Origin of the sequence: Nonomuraea sp. NPDC050153 (assembly GCF_044460125.1) — a bacterium.
GTDB lineage: Bacteria > Actinomycetota > Actinomycetes > Streptosporangiales > Streptosporangiaceae > Nonomuraea.
In genome coordinates, this window is record NZ_JBITJQ010000001.1 from 33,867 (window position 1) to 54,919 (window position 21,053).

Consider the following 21,053-nt stretch of genomic DNA (forward strand, 5'->3'; position numbering starts at 1 on the left):
TCATCAGTAGGACGTCGGAAACAGACAGCCGGGTTAGGGAGTCAGCAGATGACGGTTGAGAGCAGCGAGACCACGACGCAGGGCCTGATCCTGACTGACGCGGCCGCCGCCAAGGTCAAGAGCCTGCTGGAGCAGCAGGGCGAAGAAGGTCTGCAGCTGCGGGTGGCCGTGCAGCCGGGCGGTTGCTCCGGCCTGCGCTACCAGCTCTTCTTCGACGACCGTTCGATGGACGGCGACGTGGTGTCGGACTTCGGGGGAGTCAGCGTGGTCACCGACCGCATGAGCGCTCCTTACCTGATGGGGGCCTCGATCGACTTCGTGGACACCATCGAGAAGCAGGGCTTCACCATCGACAACCCCAACGCCACGGGCTCCTGTGCCTGTGGTGACTCGTTCAACTAGTCGGTGGCCGCCGGGTCCCGCTCGCCTTTGTGCGTGCGGGACCTTCGCGTATTCTCGTGGGGCTCATAGGCCTGCTGACAACGAGGAAGAAGAATCCCGTGCGCATCGCCGTTACCGGCTCAATCGCGACAGACCACCTGATGACCTTCCCAGGAAGCTTCGGCGAACAGCTCATCGCCGAGCAGCTCGATCGGGTGTCACTCTCGTTCCTGGTCGATGACCTTCAGATCCGTCGTGGTGGCTGCGCCGCGAACATCGCGTTCGGCATGGCCTGCCTGGGCCTCAAGCCGATCCTCGTGGGCGCCGTCGGCAACGACTTCGCCGACTACCGCTCGTGGCTGGAGCGCCACGGGGTCGACTGCGACTCCGTGCACATCTCGGAGACCCAGCACACCGCGCGCTTCCTGTGCACCACCGACGAGCATCACAACCAGATCGCCTCGTTCTACACCGGGGCCATGGCCGAGGCGCGGCTCATCGAGCTGCGGCCCGTAGCCGACCGTCTGGGCGGCCTCGACCTGGTGCTGATCAGCCCCAACGACCCCGACGCGATGCTGCGCCACACCGACGAGTGCCGCCAGCGCGGCATCCCGTTCGCCGCCGACATCTCCCAGCAGCTCGCGCGCATGGAGGACGAGCAGATCCGCCAGCTCGTCGACGGCGCCGCCTACCTCTTCTCCAACGACTACGAGAAGGGGCTCATCGAGCAGAAGACCGGCTGGTCCGACGAGGAGATCCTGCACCGGGTCGGCGTGCGCGTCACCACGCTCGGCCCCAAGGGCGCCGTCATCGACCGCAAGGGCGAGCCGTCCATCCACGTCGCACCCGCTCCCGAGCGGGGCAAGGCCGACCCCACGGGAGTCGGCGACGCCTTCCGCGCCGGGTTCCTTTCCGGGCTGGCCTGGGGGCTGCCGCTGGATCGCTGCGGCCAGCTCGGCAACCTGACCGCCACCCACGTCCTGGAGCGCGTCGGCGGCCAGGAGTACGAGCTCGGGCAGCAGGGCTTCCTTGAGCGCTTCGGTGCCGCGTACGGCGGCGAGGCCACCGCCGAGATCGCCGAACACGTGCGCTGCTACCACCCGTAAGCGCCGCTCGGCCGCCCCGGCCCGCGTGTGCGGCCGGGGCGGCCTCGGGCCGTCCCGTACGGCTCAGCCCCGCGCGTAGACGTGGTGCAGGAACTCGGCGAGCTTGTCGTCCGGCAGGTGCTTGGCCAGGTCGGCCTCGGTGATCATGCCGACGACGCGGTTGTCCGACAGCACGGGGAGCCGCTTGATCTGGTGCTGCTCCATCAGCGTGAGCGTCTCGTCCACGGACGTCTCCGGAGTGACGAAGACGAGGCCCCCGGCCAGCTCGCCCGCCGTCGTCCTCGACGGGTCGTGCCCCGACGCGATGCACTTGGTCACGATGTCGCGGTCGGTGATGATCCCCTTCACGCGCTCGTCGGGGCCGCACACGGGCAGCGCCCCCACGTTCATGTTGCGCATCAGCTGGGCCGCCCGGTCGAGCGTCTCGTGCGCGCCGATGCACTCGGCCCCCGGATGCATCACGTCACGGGCGGTCTCGTGCGGATGTCCTCTGCTCATGGCTTCCCCCCGAAAGTCGGTGACTTCGTACGGGAAGCCCCCTACCCCACTTTCGGGGGGAATGTCAGTAGTTGCGCCGAACGTGGATGGCCCAGCCGCCCCCGGGCAACTCGTACGAGCCGACGTGCCGGTGCGACTTGAGCCTGCACCACGCCGGCACGTCCGTGTAGGCCGCGGGATCGTCGGCCAGCACGGCCACCACCGCGTTGAGCGGGACGTAGTTGATCTGCTCGGCCAGCATGATGATCGGGATCGGGCACTTCTTCCCGAGCGCGTCGATCGTCAAAGCCGGCTGGGTAACCTCGGTCATGCGACTCCTGCGTCCTGCCGGATGCGGCGCACCAGATCGGGCAGCACGGCGAGGAATCTGTCGACCTCGGCCGCGGAGGCGCCCCTGGGCAGCGACACCCGGACATTGCCATGCGTCAGCACGCCCATCGCTTCAAGAACGTGCGATGGACGAAGCGTACTAGCGGTGCACGAGCTTCCTGACGAAACGGCGAAACCCGCCTTGTCCAGCTCGGTCAGCAAAGCCTCGCCGTCGACGTAGAGACACGAAAAGGTCACGATGTGCGGCGCCCGGTCGACCGGGTCGCCGATCACCTCCACGTCCGGCACGATCTTCGGCACCGTTTCCCTGATCCGGGTCACGAGCTCCGACAGCCGCGCCTGCTCCTGCGCCGCGTCCGCGGCCATCGCGCGCAGCGCCGCCGCCGCCGCGACGATGCCGGGCACGTTCTCGAACCCCGGCACCCGCCGCCGCTCCCGCTCGTCCTCGGGCAGGAACGAGCGGAACCGCGTGCCCTTGCGCACCACCAGCACCCCCACGCCCGCGGGGCCGCCCCACTTGTGGGCGCTGGCCGTCAGCACCGACCAGCCGGACGGGATCGGCATCCTGCCCGCCGTCTGCGCCGCGTCCACCAGCAGCGGGACCCCGTGGGAGCGGCACGCCGCGGCAGCCTCCGCCACCGGCTGGACCGTGCCGACCTCGTGGTTGGCCGTCTGCAGGCAGGCCAGCGCGGTGCCGGGACGGGCGACCGCCTCGGTGAACCGGTCGAGATCCACCCGCCCCGTCAGGTCCACTCCCACCGTCTCGGCCGTGCCGCCGTCGCGTTCGTGCACACCCCCGGCGTGCAGCACGCTGGAGTGTTCGACCGCGCTGGTGACCAGGTGGCGCCCGGCCCGGCGTCTGCCGTGTAGGGTGCCGAGCACGCCGAGATGCACGGCCTGCGTGCCCGACGAGGTGAACGACACCTCGTCCGGGCGGGCGCCGAGCGCCTCGGCCACCTCCGTGCGGGCCTGTTCGAGCAGCAGGTGCGCGCGGCGGGCCTGGCCGTACAGTCTCGCGGGGTCGGCCCAGCCGACGTCGATCGCCGCCAGCAGCGCCTCGCGTGCCTGAGGGTGGAGCGGCTCGCTCGAAGCCGCGTCGAAATACGCCACGAGACTCATCGTCCCACTTGCGGGCACCATCGAGGGGTCGCGCGGGAGGGCGAGGCACCTGCACGCTAATGTGTCTGCAATCAGCTGTGCATCTGGAAATACGAGCGCCCAAGAGAAATACTCTTGGGCTTCATCTGTGGGGTAGGCGATCCGTGAGTCCGACTCGCCGTACGACGCGGCGTTCGTTGGCCCGGCGCAGGGTGCCGCGCGCCGCCGCTTTGGCGTTGCTGCTGGCCACTGCTACGGCGTGTGCTAATGACGTTCCGAAGGCCGACTGGTCTCGCGGCCTTCTTCCCGACCATGTCACCGAACAGGGCGATGTGGTCCAGAGTCTGTGGAACGGGGCCTGGATCGCCGCGCTCGCCACGGGCGCAGTCGTCATCGTCCTGATCGTGTGGGCGGCCATCTTCCACCGCAAGCGCGGTTCCAAGGCCGATCTCCCTCCGCAGGTTCGCTACAACCTGCCGATCGAGATGCTTTACACCTTGATCCCGCTGGTCATGGTGTCGGTGTTCTTCTTCTTCACCGCGCGTGACAGCCAGACGCTCTCCAAGGTGGACGGCGACGCGACCGTCAAGGTCAAGGTCGAGGCCTTCCAGTGGAGCTGGCGCTTCACCACGACGGTCAACGGCAAGACGCTGGCCCCCGTGGCCGGCGTGCCGGTGAGCAACTACAACCAGGGCCCCCAGCTGGTCCTGCCGACGAAGACGAAGATCGAGTTCGACCTGTCGACCGACGACGTCATCCACTCGTTCTGGGTGCCGGAGTTCCTGTTCAAGCGGGACGTCATCCCCGGCATCAAGCCGGACAGCCCGGGCCGCAAGTTCCAGATCACGACGCTGGATCGCACGGGCATCTTCGCGGGCCGGTGCGCTGAGCTCTGCGGTGTCGACCACAGCCGCATGCTGTTCTCGGTGAAGCTCGTCCCGCAGGCAGAGTTCGACCAGTACATCGCGACCCACCAGGCTGGGAGTGCCCAGTGACCGCCATTCATGAACCCCTTCGCGCGCCGGCCAGGCCCGTCACCAAGGGCCAGGTGATCGCCAAGTGGCTGTCCTCCACTGATCACAAGATCATCGGGCACCTCTATCTGATCACGTCCTTCGCCTTCTTCCTGATCGGCGGCGTCATGGCGCTGGTCATGCGGGCCGAGCTGGCGCAGCCGGGCATGCAGTTCACCAGCAACGAGCAGTTCAACCAGCTGTTCACCATGCACGGCACGATCATGCTGCTGATGTTCGCGACGCCGCTGTTCGCCGGCTTCGCCAACGAGCTGATGCCGCTGCAGATCGGCGCCCCCGACGTGGCGTTCCCGCGCCTCAACATGGTCAGCTACTGGCTCTACCTGTTCGGCAGCCTCATCGCCGTGTCCGGCTTCTTCACGCCGGGCGGCGCGGCCTCGTTCGGCTGGTTCGCCTACACGCCGCTGTCCAACGCGATCAACTCGCCCGGCATCGGCAGCGACCTGTGGATCATGGGCCTGGCCCTGTCCGGTCTCGGCACGATCCTCGGCTCGGTGAACTTCATCACCACGATCATCTGCATGCGCGCGCCCGGCATGACCATGTTCCGCATGCCGATCTTCGTCTGGAACGTCCTGCTGACCAGCATGCTCGTGCTGATGGCCTTCCCGGTGCTGGCCGCCGCGCTGCTGGTGCTGGAGTCGGACCGCAAGCTCGGCACGCACGTCTTCGCCTCCGACAACGGCGGCGCGCTGCTCTGGCAGCACCTGTTCTGGTTCTTCGGCCATCCTGAGGTCTACATCATCGCGCTGCCGTTCTTCGGCATCGTGAGCGAGATCCTGCCGGTCTTCAGCCGCAAGCCGGTCTTCGGCTACATCAGCCTCGTGGTCGCGACGATCTCGATCGCCGGCCTGTCCATCACGGTCTGGGCGCACCACATGTTCCCGACCGGGCAGGTGCTGCTGCCGTTCTTCTCGTTCATGACGTTCCTCATCGCGGTGCCGACAGGCGTGAAGTTCTTCAACTGGGTCGGAACGATGTGGCGAGGGCATCTGTCCTTCGAGTCGCCGATGCTGTTCTCGGTCGGCTTCCTCGTCACCTTCCTTCTGGGCGGCCTGACGGGCGTCATCCTGGCCTCGCCGCCGCTCGACTTCCCCCTCAGCGACACCTATTTCGTCGTCGCCCACTTCCACTACGTGGTCTTCGGCACTGTGGTGTTCGCCATGTTCGCGGGCTTCTACTTCTGGTGGCCCAAGTTCACCGGCAAGATGCTCGACGACAAGCTCGGCAAGCTGCACTTCTGGCTGCTGTTCATCGGCTTCCACACGACGTTCCTCATCCAGCACTGGCTGGGCATGCTCGGCTTCCCGCGCCGTTACGCCGACTACAGCGCGGCCGACGGCTTCACCGACCTCAACCTGCTCTCGTCGGTGGGCGCGTTCGTGCTGGGCGCCTCGACGCTGCCGTTCTTCTACAACGTCTGGAAGACCTGGCGCAGCGCGCCGAAGGTCACCGTCGACGACCCGTGGGGCTACGGCGGCTCGCTCGAATGGGCGACCTCCTGCCCGCCGCCGCGGCACAACTTCACCTCGCTGCCGCGCATCCGGTCCGAGCGCCCCGCGTTCGACCTGCACTACCCGCACGTGTCCGCCAAGCAGTCGGCGACGGAGGTCGAGGCCTGATGAAAGTCCAGGGTTGGCTGTTCCTCGCGTGCGGCCTGTTCTTCGCCGGCGTAGACGTCGCCTACTGGTTCTGGACCAAGGCGGCCATGGGCCACGGTGAGCCTGTCGGCACGACGGCCATGGCGATCTCGGTCGGGTTCGCGTTCATGGTCGGCTACTACCTGATGTTCACCGCGCGGCGCATCGGCGCGCAGCCGGAGGACAACAAGCAGGCCGACATCAGCGACGGCGCGGGCGAGATCGGGTTCTTCAGCCCGAGCAGCTGGTGGCCGCTGTTCCTGTGCCTGGCGGCGGCCTTCGCCTTCGCCGGGTTCGTGATCGGCTTCTGGATGTTCCTGATCGGGCTGTTCCTGGTCATCATGGCCATGATCGGCTTCGTGTTCCAGTACTACCGGGGCAACTTCTCGCACTGAGCCTGAGCTGCCCGAACGGGCGTCTCCCTTGAGGGGGGACGCCCGTTTTTTTGTGTTCTTTAACGGTGATCCGATGTGGTTATTCGATCACTGAGGGTAGTAATGAGAAGTCTGCTATGCGGACCGCCGCTAAAGCCCTTTTCGGACACACCGGGGCGGTGGGCCGGGGAGCAGGCGGAGGCGGTCAAGCGGTTCGATGTCGGACGAGGGAGTCATAGGTGGGGCGCGTAGCGAATGGATCGGCCGGCCTGCTGGCGCTGGCGCTGCTGGCGGCGTGCTCGGGGGGTGCGGCCCCGAAGCCTGAGGGGGTCGCCATGGCCGGCGGGGCCCCGGCGCCCTCTGTGACGTTCTCTCCGCAGGACAAGTCCGCGAACATCTCCACAGACCAGCCTGTGGTCGTTTCGGCCCAGGGGGGCACGCTCAAGAGCGTACGGGTGGACGGGGGCAGGTCCGGCGCCCTCAGGGGCGTCCTGAGCGCCGACGGCACCAACTGGCGCAGCACCGTCACCTCCCGCCCCGGCACGAGCTACACGGTCACCGCCGTCCTCGCCGACGCCACGGGCAAGCAGACCCAGACCACCAGCACGTTCTCGACGGTCAAGGGCAACAAGACGTTCGACATCCAGACCGTCACCCCGAACAAGGACGACACGGGGCTGACGGTCGGCGTCGGGATGCCCATCATGATCGCCTTCGACAAGCCGATCGCCGACCGGGTGGCCGTCGAACGCAACCTCACGGTCCGCAGTTCCAGGCCCGTGGAGGGCGCCTGGCACTGGTTCGACGACAGCCACGTGGACTTCCGGCCGCTGAAGTACTGGCCCGCGCACACGAAGGTCCGGCTGGAGGCGAAGCTGGCCGGCGTGCGCGGGGGCCCCGGCATGTACGGCAAGCGCGACGTACGGCTCGACTTCAGGATCGGCCGCGAGCAGATCACCAAGGGCAGCACGAACGAGCACGTCCTGCACGTCCGGCGCGACGGCAAGAAGATCCGCGAGATGCCGATGAGCGCGGGCCAGGGCGGGGTGTGGAAGTACTACACCACCTCCGGGATCCACCTGGCGATGTCGCGCGAGGACGCCACCCTCATGACCTCGCCAGGGATCGGGCCCGGCCAGTCGGGCTACTACAGCCTGATGGTCTACAACACCGTCCGCATCTCCAACAGCGGCGAGTACGTGCACAGCGCGCCCTGGTCGGTGGGCTCGCAGGGGAACTCGAACGTCAGCCACGGGTGCGTGAACATCAGCCCGGCGAACGCCATCTGGTTCCTCAAGAACACGCTGATCGGGGATCCGATCATCATCACGGGCTCGCCGCGGAAGCTCGAACCCACGAACGGGTGGGGTCACTGGCAGGAGAGCTGGAAGGAGTGGCTCAAGTGGAGCGTGCTGAAGGACGGGCCGACGATCACGTTCTGATACCGATTCGCACCACCGGCCACAGCTCCACCCACCGCCTCCCGCCCCGCGGCGTCGCCCGAGCCCGGCACCCTGGCCCCGGCGCCGGGCGTACGGAAAGAGAAAAGCGCGCCCCGGCCGGGGGGCGCGCTCGAAGAAAGGCGGTCAGGCCCCGTTGACGGAGGCGCTGACCTCGATCCAGCGGTCGAGGGTGGCGGCGGCCGCGCCGGAGTCGACGGCCTGGACCGCGCGGGCGTAGCCGCCCGTCATGGCGGCGTCGAGGTCGTCGCCCGGCCCGTCGAGGGCCACCAGGGCCGCGGCGGCGTTCAGCAGGACGGCGTCGCGCACCGGCCCCGTCTTCCCCTGCAGCAGGTCGCGCACGGCCTGGGCGTTGAACGCGACGTCGCCGCCCCGCAGCGCGCCGACGTCGGCGCGCGGGATGCCGAGCACGGACGGGTCGAACGTCGTCTGCGTGGCCGTGCCCTCCTTGACCACCCAGACCGTCGAGGTGTCCGCGATGGTCAGCTCGTCGAGCCCGTCGTCGCCCCGGAAGACCAGCGCGTGCACGCCGCGCTCGGCGAAGACGCCGGCCAGCACGGGCAGCATCTTGGCGTCGAAGACGCCGATGGCCTGGGCGGACGGGCGGGCGGGGTTGGTGAGGGGGCCGAGGAAGTTGAAGATCGTGGGTACGCCGATCTCCTTGCGCGTCGGCCCGGCGAAGCGCAGCGCGGGGTGGTAAACCGGGGCGAAGCAGAACGCGATGCCCGCCTCCACGGCCACCCGCGCCGTCTGCTCCGGCGTGAGGTCGAGCCGGATGCCCAGGTGCTCCAGGACGTCGGCGGCGCCGCAGGAGGAGGAGGCGGCGCGGTTGCCGTGCTTGACGACCCGGGCGCCCGCGGCGGCGGTCACGATGGCCGCCATCGTCGAGACGTTGACGGTGTGGGCGCGGTCGCCTCCCGTGCCGACGACGTCGACCACGGGCCCCTCCACGCTCAGCGGCGTGGCCAGCTCCAGCATCGTGCGGGCCAGGCCCACGACCTCGGCCACCGTCTCGCCCTTGGCGCGCAGCGCGATCACGAAGCCGGCGATCTGGGACGGCGTCGCGGCGCCGGACATGATCTCCCGCATCGCCCAGGCCGACTCGTCAGAGGTGAGGTGCTCTCCGGACAGGAGAGCGGACAGCAGGGTGGGCCAGGTCGTCCGGGAGTCCATGGGCACCTACTTAGCGTTGAGTCGGGTCGAGGAGCGGCGGCGCATGAGGTCGGCCACGGTGTCGGCCAGGACCAGGGGCTCCAGCGGCTGCGGCACGACGGCGTCGGCCTTGGACCAGTCGGCCAGCCAGCGGTCGTCGCGCCTGGCGATGATCAGGCAGATGGGCGGGCAGTCGTAGACCTCGTCCTTGGCCTGGCGGGAGACGCCCATACCGCCCGCGGGCTGCGTCTCGCCGTCGAGGACGGCCACGTCGATCTCGCCCGAACCCAGCCACTGGTGGACCTTGGGCTCCGTGGCGCATTCCACGATCTCCACGAAAGGTACGTCGGCGGCGGGGCGCCTCCCGATGGCCTGGATCACCTCGGCCCTGGTGGCGGCGTCGTCGCTGTAGACGAGGACCCTCATCGTGTCGTCGGTGCTCCCAGTGGACGTCACTGTCGCGCTCGCTATCGCTTGTAGCTGTATGGTCACCTCGGATCGTACCGGTGCGCCGGTGTGCATTCCCAGGCCACCATGCCTGACAGGGGGTTTTGAGGTGATTATCCCAGGTTGCCTCCCGGTTTGTACCTGCTAACCGGGGGGTCGTGCGCGGGACCGACCACCGAAGCCGCAATAATGCTGCCCGTGGCGACAGCATCCGCAATAACTTCGACGACGACAGCACAGTCGTACCGCAGACCCAATCTGGTCAGTGTCGGGACGATCGTCTGGCTGTCCTCTGAGCTCATGTTCTTCGCGGCGCTGTTCGCGATGTACTTCACCATCCGGTCGGTGAGCGAGGGCAACGGCTTCGAATGGGGCCCAGCACTGCACAAAGTGGGCCTGGAGGCCGCTGAGGGCGCTCACCTGAACATCCCGTTCGCGACGGCCAACACGATCATCCTGGTTCTGTCGAGTGTGACGTGCCAGCTGGGCGTGTGGGCCGCGGAGAAGGGGCAGGTCGGCAAGCTCCGCTTCTGGTACATCGTCAGCTTCCTCATGGGCGCGGTCTTCGTGGCCGGGCAGCTGTACGAGTACGCTGAGCTGGCTTCAGAGGGCGCGACCTTGTCCGCCAACGCCTACACCTCGGTGTTCTACCTGACGACGGGCTTCCACGGCCTGCACGTGACCGGTGGCCTATTCGCGTTCCTGTTCATGCTGGGACGCACGTACGCCGCGAAGCGCTTCACGCATGAGCAGGCCACCAGCGCGATCGTCGTGTCCTACTACTGGCACTTCGTAGATGTCGTCTGGATTGGTCTTTTCGCGACCATCTACATCATTCGTTAAGGAACGGGATCTCTGTGACTAGGATCACCGCTTGGCGGCGGCATCCCCTCGCGAGATATGCCGTCCTGATTTTGGCGTTGGCGCTGGTCGGGATGGTATACGCCGCCTTTGTCCAGGCGGGTAAGCCTGCCGACGCGGCACTGGCGGCAGGCAAGGTCGATGACGTGGCCGAGGGCAGGAGCCTGTTCGTCAAGCACTGCTCCAGCTGCCACGGCATGAACGCGGAGGGCACCAAGACGGCGCCCACGCTCGTCGGCGTCGGCGCCGCGGCGGTCGACTTCCAGATGGGCACCGGCCGCATGCCCGCCGCCAACCCGGGTCCGCAGGCGCCGCGCAAGCCGCTGGCGCCGTGGGTCGACGAGACGGCGATCAGGCAGATCGGCGCCTACGTGCAGTCGCTCGGCGGCGGCCCGCAGGTCCCGGGCCAGGAGCAGGTCGACGCCAAGCTCGGCGACGCCGGCAAGGGCGGCGAGCTGTTCCGCGCCAACTGCATCCAGTGTCACAACTGGGTCGGCGCCGGTGGCGCCCTGACGCAGGGCAAGTACGCCCCCAACCTCAACTCGGCGACCCCCACCCAGATCTACGAGGCGATGGTCACCGGCCCGCAGGCGATGCCGGTCTTCAACGACACGACGATCACGCCTGAAGAGAAGCGCAGCATGATCGCGTACATCACGCAGGTCCGCGCGCAGAAGGACCCGGGAGGTTTCGGCCTCGGGCGCATTGGCCCGGTGACCGAAGGTCTCGTAGCGTGGATCGCGGGCCTCAGCGTCCTCGCACTCGCCGCCATCTGGATCACCGCGAAGAAGCGACAGAAGTCATGACAGACAACGAGCACGAGATCGAACAGCCCGATGAGCGCGTTCCCAAGCGCGTCATCGGCACCCCCGCGCCGGGCACCTCGATGCTGGGCACCGCGGAGGCGACGGACGTCGAGAAGGACGTCCCCGGCGTCACGCTGCCTGACGAGTCGAAGGCCCGCAAGGCCGAGAAGATCGTGGCGCTCTGCTTCACGATCACCTTCCTGGCCTCGATCGCGTTCATCATCTCCTACGTGGTCTTCCAGGTCGGCAGCCCCGAGGCGACCGGAGTGTCCAACTTCGCGCTGGGCACCTCGCTGACCGTGGCGATCCTGGGACTGGCGATCGGCATCGTGATCTGGGTACGCATGATCATGCCGAAGTACTCCCTGGTCCAGGAGCGCCACCCGATGGCCTCCGACGAGGAGTCCCGCGAGGTCGTCGCCGACACGTTCGTCCAGGGCGCCAACGAGAGCGGCTTCGTCAAGCGCAAGCTGCTGCGCCGCACGCTGCTGCTGGCCGCCGCGCCTCTCGGCCTCGTGCCGGTGGTGCTGCTGCGCGACCTCGACAACAGCAAGATGGCGGGCGCGCAGTTCAACAAGGTGCTGCGCCACACGGTCTGGGGCGAGAAGACCAAGGAGGGCAAGCCGCTCAGGCTCGTCGTCGAGGGCACCGGTCAGCCGATCCGGGCCGCCGACTTCAACTCGCCCGGCGGCATCCTGTCGGTGGTCCCCGAGGGCTTCCAGCACGACCTCAACGCCCTCGCCAAGGCCACGCTGATCCTGATCAAGTTCCGCCCGGAGGAGATCAAGAGCGGCGTCAGGCAGAACTGGACGTACGACGGCATCGTGGCGTACTCCAAGATCTGCACCCACGTGGGCTGCCCGGCGGCCCTGTACGAGCAGAACACCCACCACATCCTCTGCCCCTGCCACCAGTCGACGTTCGACGCGGCCGACGGCGCCAAGGTCATCTTCGGCCCGGCCGCCCGGCCGCTGCCGCAGTTGCCGATCACGGTCGACGCCGAGGGTTACCTCATCGCCCAGGGCGACTTCGAGGTGCCCGTCGGCCCGAGCTACTGGGAACGCGGTGACGCCGAGCGCGCGGCCAGGGAGAAGGGAGGCCAGGCATGAGCACCGAGCTGAACGCCGTGCCCAAGGCCGTCGCCGGTCCGTCGACCTTCCTCGACGACCGCATCGGCGGGGCCAATTTCCTCAAGCGCAACCTGCGCAAGATCTTCCCGGACCACTGGTCGTTCCTGCTGGGCGAGATCGCGCTCTACTCGTTCGTCATCCTGCTGCTGACCGGTACGTTCCTGACGTTCTGGTTCAAGCCGAGCATGATGGAGGTCGCCTACGACGGCTCGTACGCGCCGCTCAAGGGCGTCATGATGTCGGAGGCCTACGCGTCGTCGCTGGAGATCAGCTTCGACGTCCGGGGTGGTCTGCTGATGCGGCAGATGCACCACTGGGCGGCCCTGATGTTCGTGGCCGGCATGATGGTCCACATGCTGCGGGTGTTCTTCACGGGCGCCTACCGCAAGCCGCGCGAGATCAACTGGATCATCGGCGTGCTGCTGCTGACGCTGGCGCTGGCCGAGGGCCTGACCGGCTACTCGCTCCCCGACGACCTGCTCTCCGGCGCCGGTCTGCGGATCACCGAGGGCGTGGCGATCTCGCTGCCGCTGGTCGGCACGTACATCACGTTCTTCCTGTTCGGCGGGGAATATCCGGGTGAGGATGTCGTCGCCCGGTTCTACTCGCTGCACATCCTGCTCATCCCGGGCATCCTGCTGGCGCTGATCTCGGCTCACATGGTCCTCATGTGGGTGCAGAAGCACACGCAGATGCCGGGCAAGGCGCGCAACAACCACAACGTGGTGGGCGCGCCGTTCTACCCGGCCTTCATGGCGAAGGCGGGCGCGTACTTCCTGTTCACGCTGGCCACGGTGGCGGGCCTGGCGACGTTCACCCAGATCAACCCGATCTGGCTGTTCGGCCCCTACACGCCCGCCGACGTGTCCGCGGGTTCGCAGCCCGACTTCTACATGGGCTTCCTGGAGGGCGCGCTGCGCATCATGGTGCCGTGGGAGATCAACCTCTTCGGCACCGCCCACGCCGGCACCCTGCCGCTGAGCGTGATCATCCCGGCGCTGGTGCCGATGGGCATCATCATGACGGGCCTGGCGCTCTATCCGTTCCTCGAACGCTGGGTGACGGGCGACCACCGCGAGCACCACATCGCGGACCGGCCGCGCAACAACCCGCACCGCACCTCGATCGGCATGTCGGCCATCACGTTCTACGGCGTGCTGTGGCTGCTGGGCGCCAACGACGAGATCTCGGCGTTCTTCCACATCAGCCTCAACTGGACGACGTACGCCGGCCGGGTGCTGATCTTCGTCGCGCCGGCGCTGGCGTACATCATCACCTACCGCCTCTGCCTCGGCCTGCAGCGTTCCGACGCGGCGGTCGTCTCGCACGGCGTGGAGTCGGGCGTCATCAAGCGGCTGCCGCACGGCGAGTTCATCGAGGTCCACACGCCGCCGGCGGACGACATCGAGGCCCACGTGCGCGGCAAGGAGCCGGTGGCGATGCTGCCGGTGGCCGAGGACACCGCGGGCATCCCGCCCAAGGGCATGCGCGGTCCGCTCGGCAAGCTGCGCGCCCGCATGTCGAAGGCGTACGGCGGGGAGAAGATCCCGCTGGACGAGGGACACGGACACGAGCACGGGGAAGAGCACGCCGCTATCGGCTCCGGTGGCGACGACCGCAGCCTCACGCACTGACACCTTTCGCCACACACGGCACGGGCCCGGACGACACGTTCGTCCGGGCCCGTCGCCGTCTTAGGCCAGAAGGGTTACGCCAGAAGGGCAATGTGTGCCCGGCAGGGGAGTGCCGCCGTGGGTGCTCGCGTCGCACGCGCGCCTCGAAGGCGCGCCGGTCAGCCCGTGCGGCTCCGCGCGTGCGGCCAGCCTGTGTGAGGGGTCAGCCCCGTGCGGGTCAGTCGGCCTCGGGGAAGCCGATGGAGAAGGCGGCGTCCAGGTCGTGCTTGGAGTAGGCGCGGAAGGCGATGTGCGTCTCCGTGTGCAGCACCCCGGCCACCTTGTTGATCCGTCCGGGCACCACCTCGGCGATCTCCTCGTACGCCGCCACCCGCACCATCGCCAGCAGGTCGTATTCGCCGGTGATGGAGTAGACCTCGCTGACCCCTTGGATCTCGGCGATCGTCGCGGCGACCTCCGGGATCCGGTCTACCTCTGCATTGATGTGGACGATAGCCGTGACCATGCATCAACTCTATCGTTTCACCTCAAAGGTCGCCCCTCCCGATTGCGGGAGTGATCAAGGTGACGGTACGCGAGGTCGATGCGGGCCTTGTGGCGGGCGGCGCCCCAGGCGGGCAGGCTCCACTCGCCCTCCACCTCCACCAGCCGCACCCCGGGCGACTCCAGCCAGCGCAGGATGCACTCGGTCTCCTCGGCGCTGGCCGCGTGGATCGGGCCGGCGCCCGGGATGACGGCCTCGGCGGCGGCCTTGAGCGAGGCGACGAAAGGGGTCGGATGGGTGCCTTTCTGCATGACCCCGGCCGCCGCGAGCCGCCCGTACCGGACGATGTGGATGTCCCAGCCGCCGTCGAACGCGGGGCTGGCGGCCACCACCTGGGGGATGCGCGTGATGGCGCTCAGGCGCTGCATGCGGGCCGCCGTACGGACGAAGGCCGCCAGCCGGTCGCGGTCGACCGAGGCCTCCTCGTAGCGCTGCTCCACCGACAGCCGCTCCATGCGGGCGGACACGGCGCTGAAGACGAGGGAGGCGTCGAGCGTCATGGCCCGGCGCGCGCTCTCCGCGTGGATCGCGTATTCCTCCTGGCTCTCCTTGCCCTCGCAGGGCGCGCCGCAGCGGCCCATCTCGTGGAGCACGCAGGCCGCCCGCCGGGTGCGCAGCGTGACGGGCTGGGTGCACTGGCGCAGGGGGACCGCCTCGTGCAGGGCGATGCGCGCCTCGTCGGCCAGCCGCGCGCTGGTGAACGGGCCGAGATAGGTGGCCCCGTCGTCCTTGAGCTCGCGGACGATCGACAGGCGCGGGAACGCCTCGGTGGTGAGCTTGAGCCAGACCACCTTCTCGGGGAAGCGGGAGCGGCGGTTGTAGCGCGGCTTGGCGCCGCCGATCAGGCGCAACTCCCTGACCTCCGCCTCCAGGGCGGTCGAGCAGACGATGTGGCGCACCCGCTCGGCGACGCCGATCATCTCGCGGATGCGCGGGCGGGTCTCGCTCGCGGTGAAGTAGGAGCGTACGCGGTTGCGCAGGTTGGTGCTCTTGCCGATGTAGAGGACCTCGCCGCGCTCGTCCTCGAAGAAGTAGACCCCGGGGGCGTGCGGCACGGACTCGGCCAGGTGACGCTTGCGCTGCTGCTCCGGCGTGGGGGCCCGGACGAACGACTTGAGCTCCTCCAGCGTGTGCACCTGGAACGAGCCGGCCCGCTCGATCAGCCCATGGAGCACGTCGACGGTGGCTCTGGCGTCCTGCAGGGCGCGGTGGCACGGCTCGGTGGGGCTGCGGAAGAACCTGGCCAGCGTGGACAGCTTGGCGTTGGGCACCTCGTCGCGGGTCAGCACGCGGCGGGCCAGGTCGACGGTGTCGACGACCGGATTGGCCGGCGGGGGATAGCCGTGGGCGGCGCAGGCGGCCTTGACGAAGCGGGTGTCGAAGCCGGCGTTGTGGGCCACCAGCGTGGCCCCGCGGATGAACTCCAGGAAGCTCGGCAGCACCGCCTCGATCCGCGGCGCGGCCATGACCATGGCGTCGGTGATGCCGGTCAGCACCGAGATGAACGGCGGGATCGGCCCCCCTGGATCGACCAGCGTCGAGAACTCGCCGAGCACCTCGCCCGCCCGCACCTTGACCGCGCCGATCTCGGTGATGGCGTCGTCGGACGGGGCGCCGCCGGTCGTCTCGAGGTCGAACACGACGAACGTGACCTGGCTCAGCGGAGTGCCGAGCTCGTCGAGAGTGCCTTGAACCGCGTCCACGTTCCAAGACCATAGAGAGGAGGACCGACAGGAACGAATAACCATCCCTCTTGATCCTTAGTTACCCTTCCCTTTATGTCCTCGGGAAGACTCGCCGGCCGCTATGCCCTGCTGCGCCCCCTCGGCGCGGGCGGCATGGGGAAGGTCTGGCTGGCCAGGGATGAGATGCTTGACCGCGAGGTCGCGGTCAAGGAGCTCACGCTGGCCGAGGGCATGTCGCCCAAGGAGCGCTCCGACTCGGTGAAGCGGGCCGTGCGCGAGGCGCAGGCCACGGCGCGGCTGCGCCATCCCGGCATCGTGGCCCTGCACGACGTGGTCGTCGAGCAGGATCGGCCCTGGCTGGTCATGGAGCTGCTGCGGGGCCGCACGCTGGGTGAGACGGTCCGCGAGTTCGGGCCCATGCCGGCTGTGCATGCCGCGCGGATCGGCGCCGACGTGCTGGAGGCGTTGATCGCGGCCCACGCGCTGGGGATGCAGCACCGCGACGTCAAGCCGGGCAACGTGTTCCTGACCGAGAGCGGGCGGGTGGTGCTCACCGACTTCGGCATCGCCCGGCAGGAGGGCCAGGCCACGCTCACCGAGCAGGGGCTGATGATCGGCTCGCCCGGGTTCATCGCGCCCGAGCGGCTGTCCGGCGAGCCGGGCGGGCCCGCCAGCGACGTGTGGTCGCTCGGCGCCACGCTCTACGTCGCGCTGACGGGCGCGCCGGCCTACGAGGGGTCGGCGGCCCAGCGGGTGCGGGCCACGCTGACGGAGCCCGTACCGGACGCTCCCGGGCCGCTGGGGCCGCTGCTGTCGGCCATGATGGCGCACCAGCCGGCCGCCCGCCCCGACGCCCGGACGATCGTGCCCGCCCTCAGGCAGGTGGCCGCCGGCGGGCAGGCCCCGCAGTTGGCGGTCCACCAGGACGTGACCGCGCCGACCAGGGTCAGGCGGCGCGGCAGGGCCTCGATCTGGATCGCCGCGGCGGTGGCCCTCGTGCTCGCGGCGGGCGGCGCGGCCGCCTTCCTCGTCCTCAGGGACCGGGTGGGCGCGGCGCCGGCCGCGTTCACCGTGCCCATGGACGTGTGCACGCTGATCGGCCAGGAGGAGGTGGGCGCGCTGCTGCGCACGCAGAGCCCGCCCAAGGCACTGCGCAGCGCCGACGGCGAGGGCCCCAAGTGCGGCTGGACGCTCGCGAGCACCGGCGTGGGCCTGCAGGTGCAGAAGGACTCCGACACCGTCGACCCCTGGTCGATGACCCCGGCCACGGCCGGCGCGCTCTTCCAGGGCCAGAAGCGCTGGTGGTCGAGGACCGACCAGGTCGACTGGACCTGGGACGAGATCGGCGCGAAGACCTCGCAGCGGGCCACGCGTACCCCGGTCCGCGAGATCCCCGGCCTCGGCGAGGAGGCGTTCGGCTTCGAGCTGAAGGGCCCCACGGGCCGCGTGCACACCTCCCAGATCTTCTACCGCCTGGCCAACCTGGTGGTCACCGTCCAGTTCACCACCCTCGCGGACAAGCCCACCGACGAGGAGATCAAGCAGCGGGCGCTGAAAGCGGCGCAGACGAGCGAGCAGGCGTTGCGCAATGCCGGATGACCTCTATCTGCTGGCCGGCCGCTACCGCCTCATCGAGCGGCTCGGACAGGGCGGTGCCGGCACGGTGTGGCGGGCCATCGACGAGATCCTCGACCGTCAGGTCGCGGTCAAGCAGGTACGCGTGCCGGAGGGGCTCACCCCGCGCGAGCGGGCCGAGTTCGCCGACGTCGCGATCCACGAGGCCAGGTCGGCCGGGCGGCTGCGCGACCCGGCGATCGTGCTGGTGCACGACGTCGTCCTGGAGGGCGAGCAGCCGTGGATCATCATGGACCTGGTCACCGGCCGCTCGCTGGACAAGGTGATCAAGGAGCAGGGGCCGCTGGCGCCCGGGTTCGTGGCCGCGGTCGGGCTGCGCGTACTGTCGGCGCTGGACGTCGCCCACGCCCACGGGATCCTCCACCAGGACGTCAAGCCCGCGAACATCCTGCTCGACTTCGACGGCTCCGCCATGCTCACCGACTTCGGCATCGCGACGCCGATGGGCGGTGAGGGCGGCAGGTTCGGCAGCGCGGGCTCGCCCGGTTACATGGCGCCCGAGCGGCTCAACGAGCAGCCCTCGAGCCCGGCGTCCGACCTGTGGTCGCTCGGCGCCAGCCTCTACACCGCGGTGGAGGGGCGCGCGCCGTTCGAGCGGGCGCTGCCCGCGGCGGTGACGGCGGCGGTGCTGCTGCACGAGCCGCCGTTCCCGGCCAGGGCGGGCCGCGACTTCGGCGGCCTGCTCATGGCCATGCTCGCCAAGGACCCGGCGGCCCGTCCCACGGCGGCCCAGGTCCGCCAGGCGCTGGGTGCCCTGGCCGGGCCCGCTCCCGTGCCCAGGCGCCGCCGGTGGCTGGTGCCCGTGGTGCTCGCCGCCGCCGTGGCGCTGGGCGCGGGCGGCTGGTACGCCGCGGGCGCGCTGGGCGGCGGGCCCGAGACGGGCAGGTTCGTCGCGGCGCCCGATCCCTGCACGCTGCTCACCGACGCGCAGGCCGCCGAGATCATGAAGGCCAAGCCGGCGCGCGAGCGCACCAGGCCGGGCGAGTGCCAGTGGATCCTGCGCAACAGCGCGGAGGACGGCCGCCGCCGCATCGTCGTCCGTGCCTGGGCGGAACGGCCCAACGGCGATCTCGGCGGCCCCCAGGTGGCGCAGCGCCGCTTCGCCAGCGAGAAGACCAGCCGCGCCGCCTCGGAGGGCACCATGATGCGCGAGATCCGCGGCTCGGTCACCGACGTCCCGCGGGTCGGGGAGTCGGCGATCATCCAGAACAGCTTCAAGGCCTACATCAACAGCGACGCGACGGGCTCGTCCGACAGCACGGTGCTCTTCCGTACGAGCAACGTGCTCGGCGAGGTGATCTGGCACCGCGAGAACGTGCCGGCCCGCTCCCCGGCCGACAAGGAGTCGGCCCTCGCCATCGCCCGCCTGGTCTCGGCTGCTCTCTCGAAGTGAGCCCGTCGAAGTAGCGCCGTCGAAGCGGCCCCGCTGAAGTGAGCACCGCCGACGTGGGTCGCTGTCAGAATGGGCACGAGTGCTGCAAGTACTTTGCAAGGGGGGTGACTAGCATGTTTCCCCGCAAGTCAGGGCAACCCCAGGAGTCCCAGTGAACCCCGGTAACGAGTGGGAGCCGTCCACCACCCCTTACCAGGTGCCGGGCAGGCGCTTCGAGCCGCCCACACAACCGCCGACGCTGCCACCGATGCCGCCACCACCGCCGCCCCGGCGGCCCGCCTGGCTGCTGCCCACGCTGGCCGCCGCCATCGTCGTGCTGGTCGCGATGGGCGGGGTGGGCGCGTACTTCGTGGTGAGCAAGGTCTCCAACCCTTCCCAGCCGCCCGCGGCGCAGAGCGAGCGGCCGTCTGGGGCCGCCTCCTCGGCGCCCGTCAGCCTGGACGCGTGCGCCATGCTCCCCGCGGACGAGGCCGACCGGCTCGTGCCCGACGCGACCGTCATCAGGGATTCCAGGGAGGGCGACTACACGGTCGCCTTCAACTGCAAATGGGAGAACCGGCGCATCTCGTTCGGCGAGTTCTGGCGCAGCAGGGAGATCGACGTCAGGATCGACCAGCACAAGGCCGACGGCGCCAAGACCGGCAGGGCCATGGCGCAGAACTCGTACGAGGTCGACTACAGCGGCGACAAGTACGCCGCGACCGCCAAGCCCTCGCACAAGCCCGACGAGAAGGAGTACATCTCCCCGATCAAGGAGATCCAGGGCGTCGGTGAGGCCGCGCACGCCCAGTACACCTGGCGCCGCAGCGGCAAGCTGCTGTGGTACTCCTACGGCCAGGCCAACGCCCGGGTCGGCGACATGACGATCGAGATCAAGTACCAGGCGGGCCAGCAGCGCAAGGACGCGGAGATCCTGAGCAACGAGACCGCGCAGTCGATCACCGAGGACAACGCGATCCGCGAGGTGACCCGCCTGGCCGGGTTCTTCGCCAAGGGCATGGCGGCCTGGCAGGCGCAGCACCCCAACGTGCTGGCCCAGCCGTCGCGGTCCGAGGAGCCGCAGAGCGCGACGTCCTCGCCGAGCGCGAGCGCGACGTCCTCGCCGAGCGCGAGCGCGACGCCCTCGCCGACCGTCCTGGCGGCCTTCCCCGGCGAGTGCGCGGCGATCACCGAGGTGGCCTCGCGGCTCGTGCCCGAGCCCACCACCAGGGCGCGCGGCACCGAGGCCGGCTCCGACGCGCAGACCGAGTGCCGCTGGCTCAACCTGGAGGTGCCCGGCGCGGGCGAGGGGATCAAGAAGATCCGCAGCGCGCTGATCACCGTGCACCGGTTCACCAACCGGGCGGGCGCCGCCGACGAGTCCGCGGCCAAGAGCTACTACGCCGGCGAGCGCGGGGGCGACAAGAACTTCGAGAAGTCCTCCATCGGCAGGATCTCCTGGGGCAAGGTCATCGATCTCAAGGGGATGGGCGACCAGGCGTACCAGCAGTTCATCCGGAACCGGCACAGCGAGGTCTCCGCGTCCACCGGCACGGTGCTGGTGCGCAAGGGCACGGTGGTCGTCAGGATCGACTTCTCCGGCCACCAGCGGCCCGAGAAGGAGCCGACCAACTCGCCCGAGGTCGAGTTCATGCCGGAGAAGGAAGCGATGGACGGGGCGGCCACCCTGGCCGAGGCGTTCATGGCCCAACTGGCCAAACAGCCCGGCAGCTAGACGGTCCGGCGGGCAGGGGCCGCGGGAGCCGGCTCCCGCCCGCCCTGTCCGAGTCGTGCCCTGTCCGAGTCGTGCCCTGCCACGCGCCGACCTGCGCCGCCGGCCCTCGGCGGCGGGTCGCGCGCGGGGAT

20 protein-coding genes are annotated in these 21,053 nt (G+C 69.3%); 13 read left to right on the forward strand and 7 right to left on the reverse strand.

Features of this window, described 5'->3' with window-relative positions; genetic code table 11:
- Nucleotides 1-48: 48 nt before the first annotated feature.
- Entirely contained in the window at nt 49-402 is a 354-nt protein-coding gene (erpA, locus tag ACIBQ1_RS00190) for an iron-sulfur cluster insertion protein ErpA (protein WP_090930529.1), read from the forward strand.
- 98 nt (nt 403-500) lie between these two features.
- A complete protein-coding gene (locus tag ACIBQ1_RS00195; protein ID WP_397273729.1) occupies nt 501-1,487 on the forward strand; it encodes a carbohydrate kinase family protein in 987 nt (328 codons plus the stop codon).
- 63 nt (nt 1,488-1,550) lie between these two features.
- On the opposite strand, the gene ACIBQ1_RS00200 is transcribed toward ACIBQ1_RS00195, so the two are convergent.
- The 3 genes from ACIBQ1_RS00200 to ACIBQ1_RS00210 all read right to left on the reverse strand — a co-directional run bounded on the left by ACIBQ1_RS00200 (nt 1,551) and on the right by ACIBQ1_RS00210 (nt 3,434).
- Nucleotides 1,551-1,985, reverse strand: a complete 435-nt coding sequence (locus ACIBQ1_RS00200; RefSeq protein WP_397273730.1) for a CBS domain-containing protein — start codon at nt 1,983-1,985, stop codon at nt 1,551-1,553.
- Nucleotides 1,986-2,049: 64 nt separating this feature from the next.
- The gene (locus ACIBQ1_RS00205) at nt 2,050-2,295 is read right to left on the reverse strand and encodes a sulfurtransferase TusA family protein (RefSeq protein ID WP_344985357.1); all 246 of its coding nucleotides are present in this window, start codon (nt 2,293-2,295) and stop codon (nt 2,050-2,052) included.
- Nucleotides 2,292-3,434, reverse strand: coding sequence for a cysteine desulfurase family protein (locus ACIBQ1_RS00210; protein ID WP_397273731.1), 1,143 nt, complete (start codon nt 3,432-3,434; stop codon nt 2,292-2,294). Before ACIBQ1_RS00210 ends, ACIBQ1_RS00205 begins: the two co-directional genes overlap by 4 nt.
- Nucleotides 3,435-3,745: 311 nt before the next feature.
- On the opposite strand from ACIBQ1_RS00210, the gene ACIBQ1_RS00215 reads away from it, so the two are divergent.
- The 4 genes from ACIBQ1_RS00215 (at nt 3,746) to ACIBQ1_RS00230 (ending at nt 7,903) form a co-directional block, all read left to right on the forward strand.
- Entirely contained in the window at nt 3,746-4,408 is a 663-nt protein-coding gene (locus ACIBQ1_RS00215; RefSeq protein WP_397273732.1) for a cytochrome c oxidase subunit II, read from the forward strand.
- Nucleotides 4,405-6,069: a cytochrome c oxidase subunit I gene (gene ctaD / locus ACIBQ1_RS00220; protein ID WP_397273733.1), complete on the forward strand. Its 1,665-nt coding sequence runs from the start codon at nt 4,405-4,407 to the stop codon at nt 6,067-6,069. Before ACIBQ1_RS00215 ends, ctaD begins: the two co-directional genes overlap by 4 nt.
- Nucleotides 6,069-6,482, forward strand: coding sequence for a cytochrome c oxidase subunit 4 (locus ACIBQ1_RS00225; protein WP_355390172.1), 414 nt, complete (start codon nt 6,069-6,071; stop codon nt 6,480-6,482). The genes ctaD and ACIBQ1_RS00225 overlap by 1 nt, the downstream gene beginning before the upstream one ends.
- A gap of 218 nt (nt 6,483-6,700) precedes the next feature.
- A complete protein-coding gene (locus tag ACIBQ1_RS00230; RefSeq protein WP_397273734.1) occupies nt 6,701-7,903 on the forward strand; it encodes an Ig-like domain-containing protein in 1,203 nt (400 codons plus the stop codon).
- Nucleotides 7,904-8,047: 144 nt separating this feature from the next.
- On the opposite strand, the gene trpD is transcribed toward ACIBQ1_RS00230, so the two are convergent.
- Both trpD and ACIBQ1_RS00240 read right to left on the reverse strand, forming a co-directional pair.
- Complete coding sequence (trpD, locus tag ACIBQ1_RS00235) at nt 8,048-9,094, reverse strand: anthranilate phosphoribosyltransferase (RefSeq protein WP_397273735.1); 1,047 nt, start codon at nt 9,092-9,094, stop codon at nt 8,048-8,050.
- A gap of 6 nt (nt 9,095-9,100) precedes the next feature.
- Nucleotides 9,101-9,499, reverse strand: a complete 399-nt coding sequence (locus tag ACIBQ1_RS00240) for a hypothetical protein (RefSeq protein ID WP_397274534.1) — start codon at nt 9,497-9,499, stop codon at nt 9,101-9,103.
- 210 nt (nt 9,500-9,709) lie between these two features.
- Here ACIBQ1_RS00240 and ACIBQ1_RS00245 point away from each other — a divergent pair, with 210 nt between their 5' ends.
- The 4 genes from ACIBQ1_RS00245 to ACIBQ1_RS00260 are packed head-to-tail and all read left to right on the forward strand — an operon-like array spanning nt 9,710 to nt 13,951.
- Nucleotides 9,710-10,363, forward strand: coding sequence for a heme-copper oxidase subunit III (locus tag ACIBQ1_RS00245; protein ID WP_355390165.1), 654 nt, complete (start codon nt 9,710-9,712; stop codon nt 10,361-10,363).
- 14 nt (nt 10,364-10,377) lie between these two features.
- On the forward strand, nt 10,378-11,187 hold the full coding sequence (locus tag ACIBQ1_RS00250; protein ID WP_397273736.1) for a c-type cytochrome: 810 nt from the start codon (nt 10,378-10,380) through the stop codon (nt 11,185-11,187).
- Nucleotides 11,184-12,296, forward strand: coding sequence for a Rieske 2Fe-2S domain-containing protein (locus tag ACIBQ1_RS00255; protein ID WP_397273737.1), 1,113 nt, complete (start codon nt 11,184-11,186; stop codon nt 12,294-12,296). The genes ACIBQ1_RS00250 and ACIBQ1_RS00255 overlap by 4 nt, the downstream gene beginning before the upstream one ends.
- Nucleotides 12,293-13,951, forward strand: a complete 1,659-nt coding sequence (locus tag ACIBQ1_RS00260) for a cytochrome bc complex cytochrome b subunit (protein ID WP_397273738.1) — start codon at nt 12,293-12,295, stop codon at nt 13,949-13,951. Before ACIBQ1_RS00255 ends, ACIBQ1_RS00260 begins: the two co-directional genes overlap by 4 nt.
- A 217-nt stretch (nt 13,952-14,168) precedes the next feature.
- Here ACIBQ1_RS00260 and ACIBQ1_RS00265 read toward each other — a convergent pair whose 3' ends face one another.
- Entirely contained in the window at nt 14,169-14,456 is a 288-nt protein-coding gene (locus ACIBQ1_RS00265) for an Lrp/AsnC ligand binding domain-containing protein (RefSeq protein ID WP_355390153.1), read from the reverse strand.
- Between the two features lie 17 nt (nt 14,457-14,473).
- Nucleotides 14,474-16,198 carry a DEDD exonuclease domain-containing protein gene (locus tag ACIBQ1_RS00270; RefSeq protein WP_397273739.1) on the reverse strand — a complete coding sequence of 575 codons (1,725 nt, stop codon included), beginning with the start codon at nt 16,196-16,198 and terminating at the stop codon, nt 14,474-14,476.
- Nucleotides 16,199-16,273: 75 nt separating this feature from the next.
- Here ACIBQ1_RS00270 and ACIBQ1_RS00275 point away from each other — a divergent pair, with 75 nt between their 5' ends.
- The 3 genes from ACIBQ1_RS00275 (at nt 16,274) to ACIBQ1_RS00285 (ending at nt 20,922) form a co-directional block, all read left to right on the forward strand.
- Complete coding sequence (locus tag ACIBQ1_RS00275; RefSeq protein WP_397273740.1) at nt 16,274-17,779, forward strand: serine/threonine-protein kinase; 1,506 nt, start codon at nt 16,274-16,276, stop codon at nt 17,777-17,779.
- Complete coding sequence (locus tag ACIBQ1_RS00280; RefSeq protein WP_397273741.1) at nt 17,769-19,208, forward strand: serine/threonine-protein kinase; 1,440 nt, start codon at nt 17,769-17,771, stop codon at nt 19,206-19,208. The genes ACIBQ1_RS00275 and ACIBQ1_RS00280 overlap by 11 nt, the downstream gene beginning before the upstream one ends.
- Nucleotides 19,209-19,359: 151 nt before the next feature.
- Entirely contained in the window at nt 19,360-20,922 is a 1,563-nt protein-coding gene (locus ACIBQ1_RS00285) for a hypothetical protein (RefSeq protein ID WP_397273742.1), read from the forward strand.
- The last annotated feature ends 131 nt before the right edge of the window (nt 20,923-21,053 follow it).

Coding starts and splice junctions, on each gene's coding strand:
- ACIBQ1_RS00200 (WP_397273730.1), bottom strand. CDS start 1,985: ATGAGCAGAGGACATCCGCACGAGACCGCCCGTGACGTGATGCATCCG.
- ACIBQ1_RS00260 (WP_397273738.1), top strand. CDS start 12,293: ATGAGCACCGAGCTGAACGCCGTGCCCAAGGCCGTCGCCGGTCCGTCG.
- trpD (WP_397273735.1), bottom strand. CDS start 9,094: ATGGACTCCCGGACGACCTGGCCCACCCTGCTGTCCGCTCTCCTGTCC.
- ACIBQ1_RS00275 (WP_397273740.1), top strand. CDS start 16,274: ATGTCCTCGGGAAGACTCGCCGGCCGCTATGCCCTGCTGCGCCCCCTC.
- ACIBQ1_RS00210 (WP_397273731.1), bottom strand. CDS start 3,434: ATGAGTCTCGTGGCGTATTTCGACGCGGCTTCGAGCGAGCCGCTCCAC.
- erpA (WP_090930529.1), top strand. CDS start 49: ATGACGGTTGAGAGCAGCGAGACCACGACGCAGGGCCTGATCCTGACT.
- ACIBQ1_RS00255 (WP_397273737.1), top strand. CDS start 11,184: ATGACAGACAACGAGCACGAGATCGAACAGCCCGATGAGCGCGTTCCC.
- ACIBQ1_RS00205 (WP_344985357.1), bottom strand. CDS start 2,295: ATGACCGAGGTTACCCAGCCGGCTTTGACGATCGACGCGCTCGGGAAG.
- ACIBQ1_RS00280 (WP_397273741.1), top strand. CDS start 17,769: ATGCCGGATGACCTCTATCTGCTGGCCGGCCGCTACCGCCTCATCGAG.
- ACIBQ1_RS00240 (WP_397274534.1), bottom strand. CDS start 9,499: ATGAGGGTCCTCGTCTACAGCGACGACGCCGCCACCAGGGCCGAGGTG.
- ACIBQ1_RS00245 (WP_355390165.1), top strand. CDS start 9,710: ATGCTGCCCGTGGCGACAGCATCCGCAATAACTTCGACGACGACAGCA.
- ACIBQ1_RS00225 (WP_355390172.1), top strand. CDS start 6,069: ATGAAAGTCCAGGGTTGGCTGTTCCTCGCGTGCGGCCTGTTCTTCGCC.
- ACIBQ1_RS00265 (WP_355390153.1), bottom strand. CDS start 14,456: ATGGTCACGGCTATCGTCCACATCAATGCAGAGGTAGACCGGATCCCG.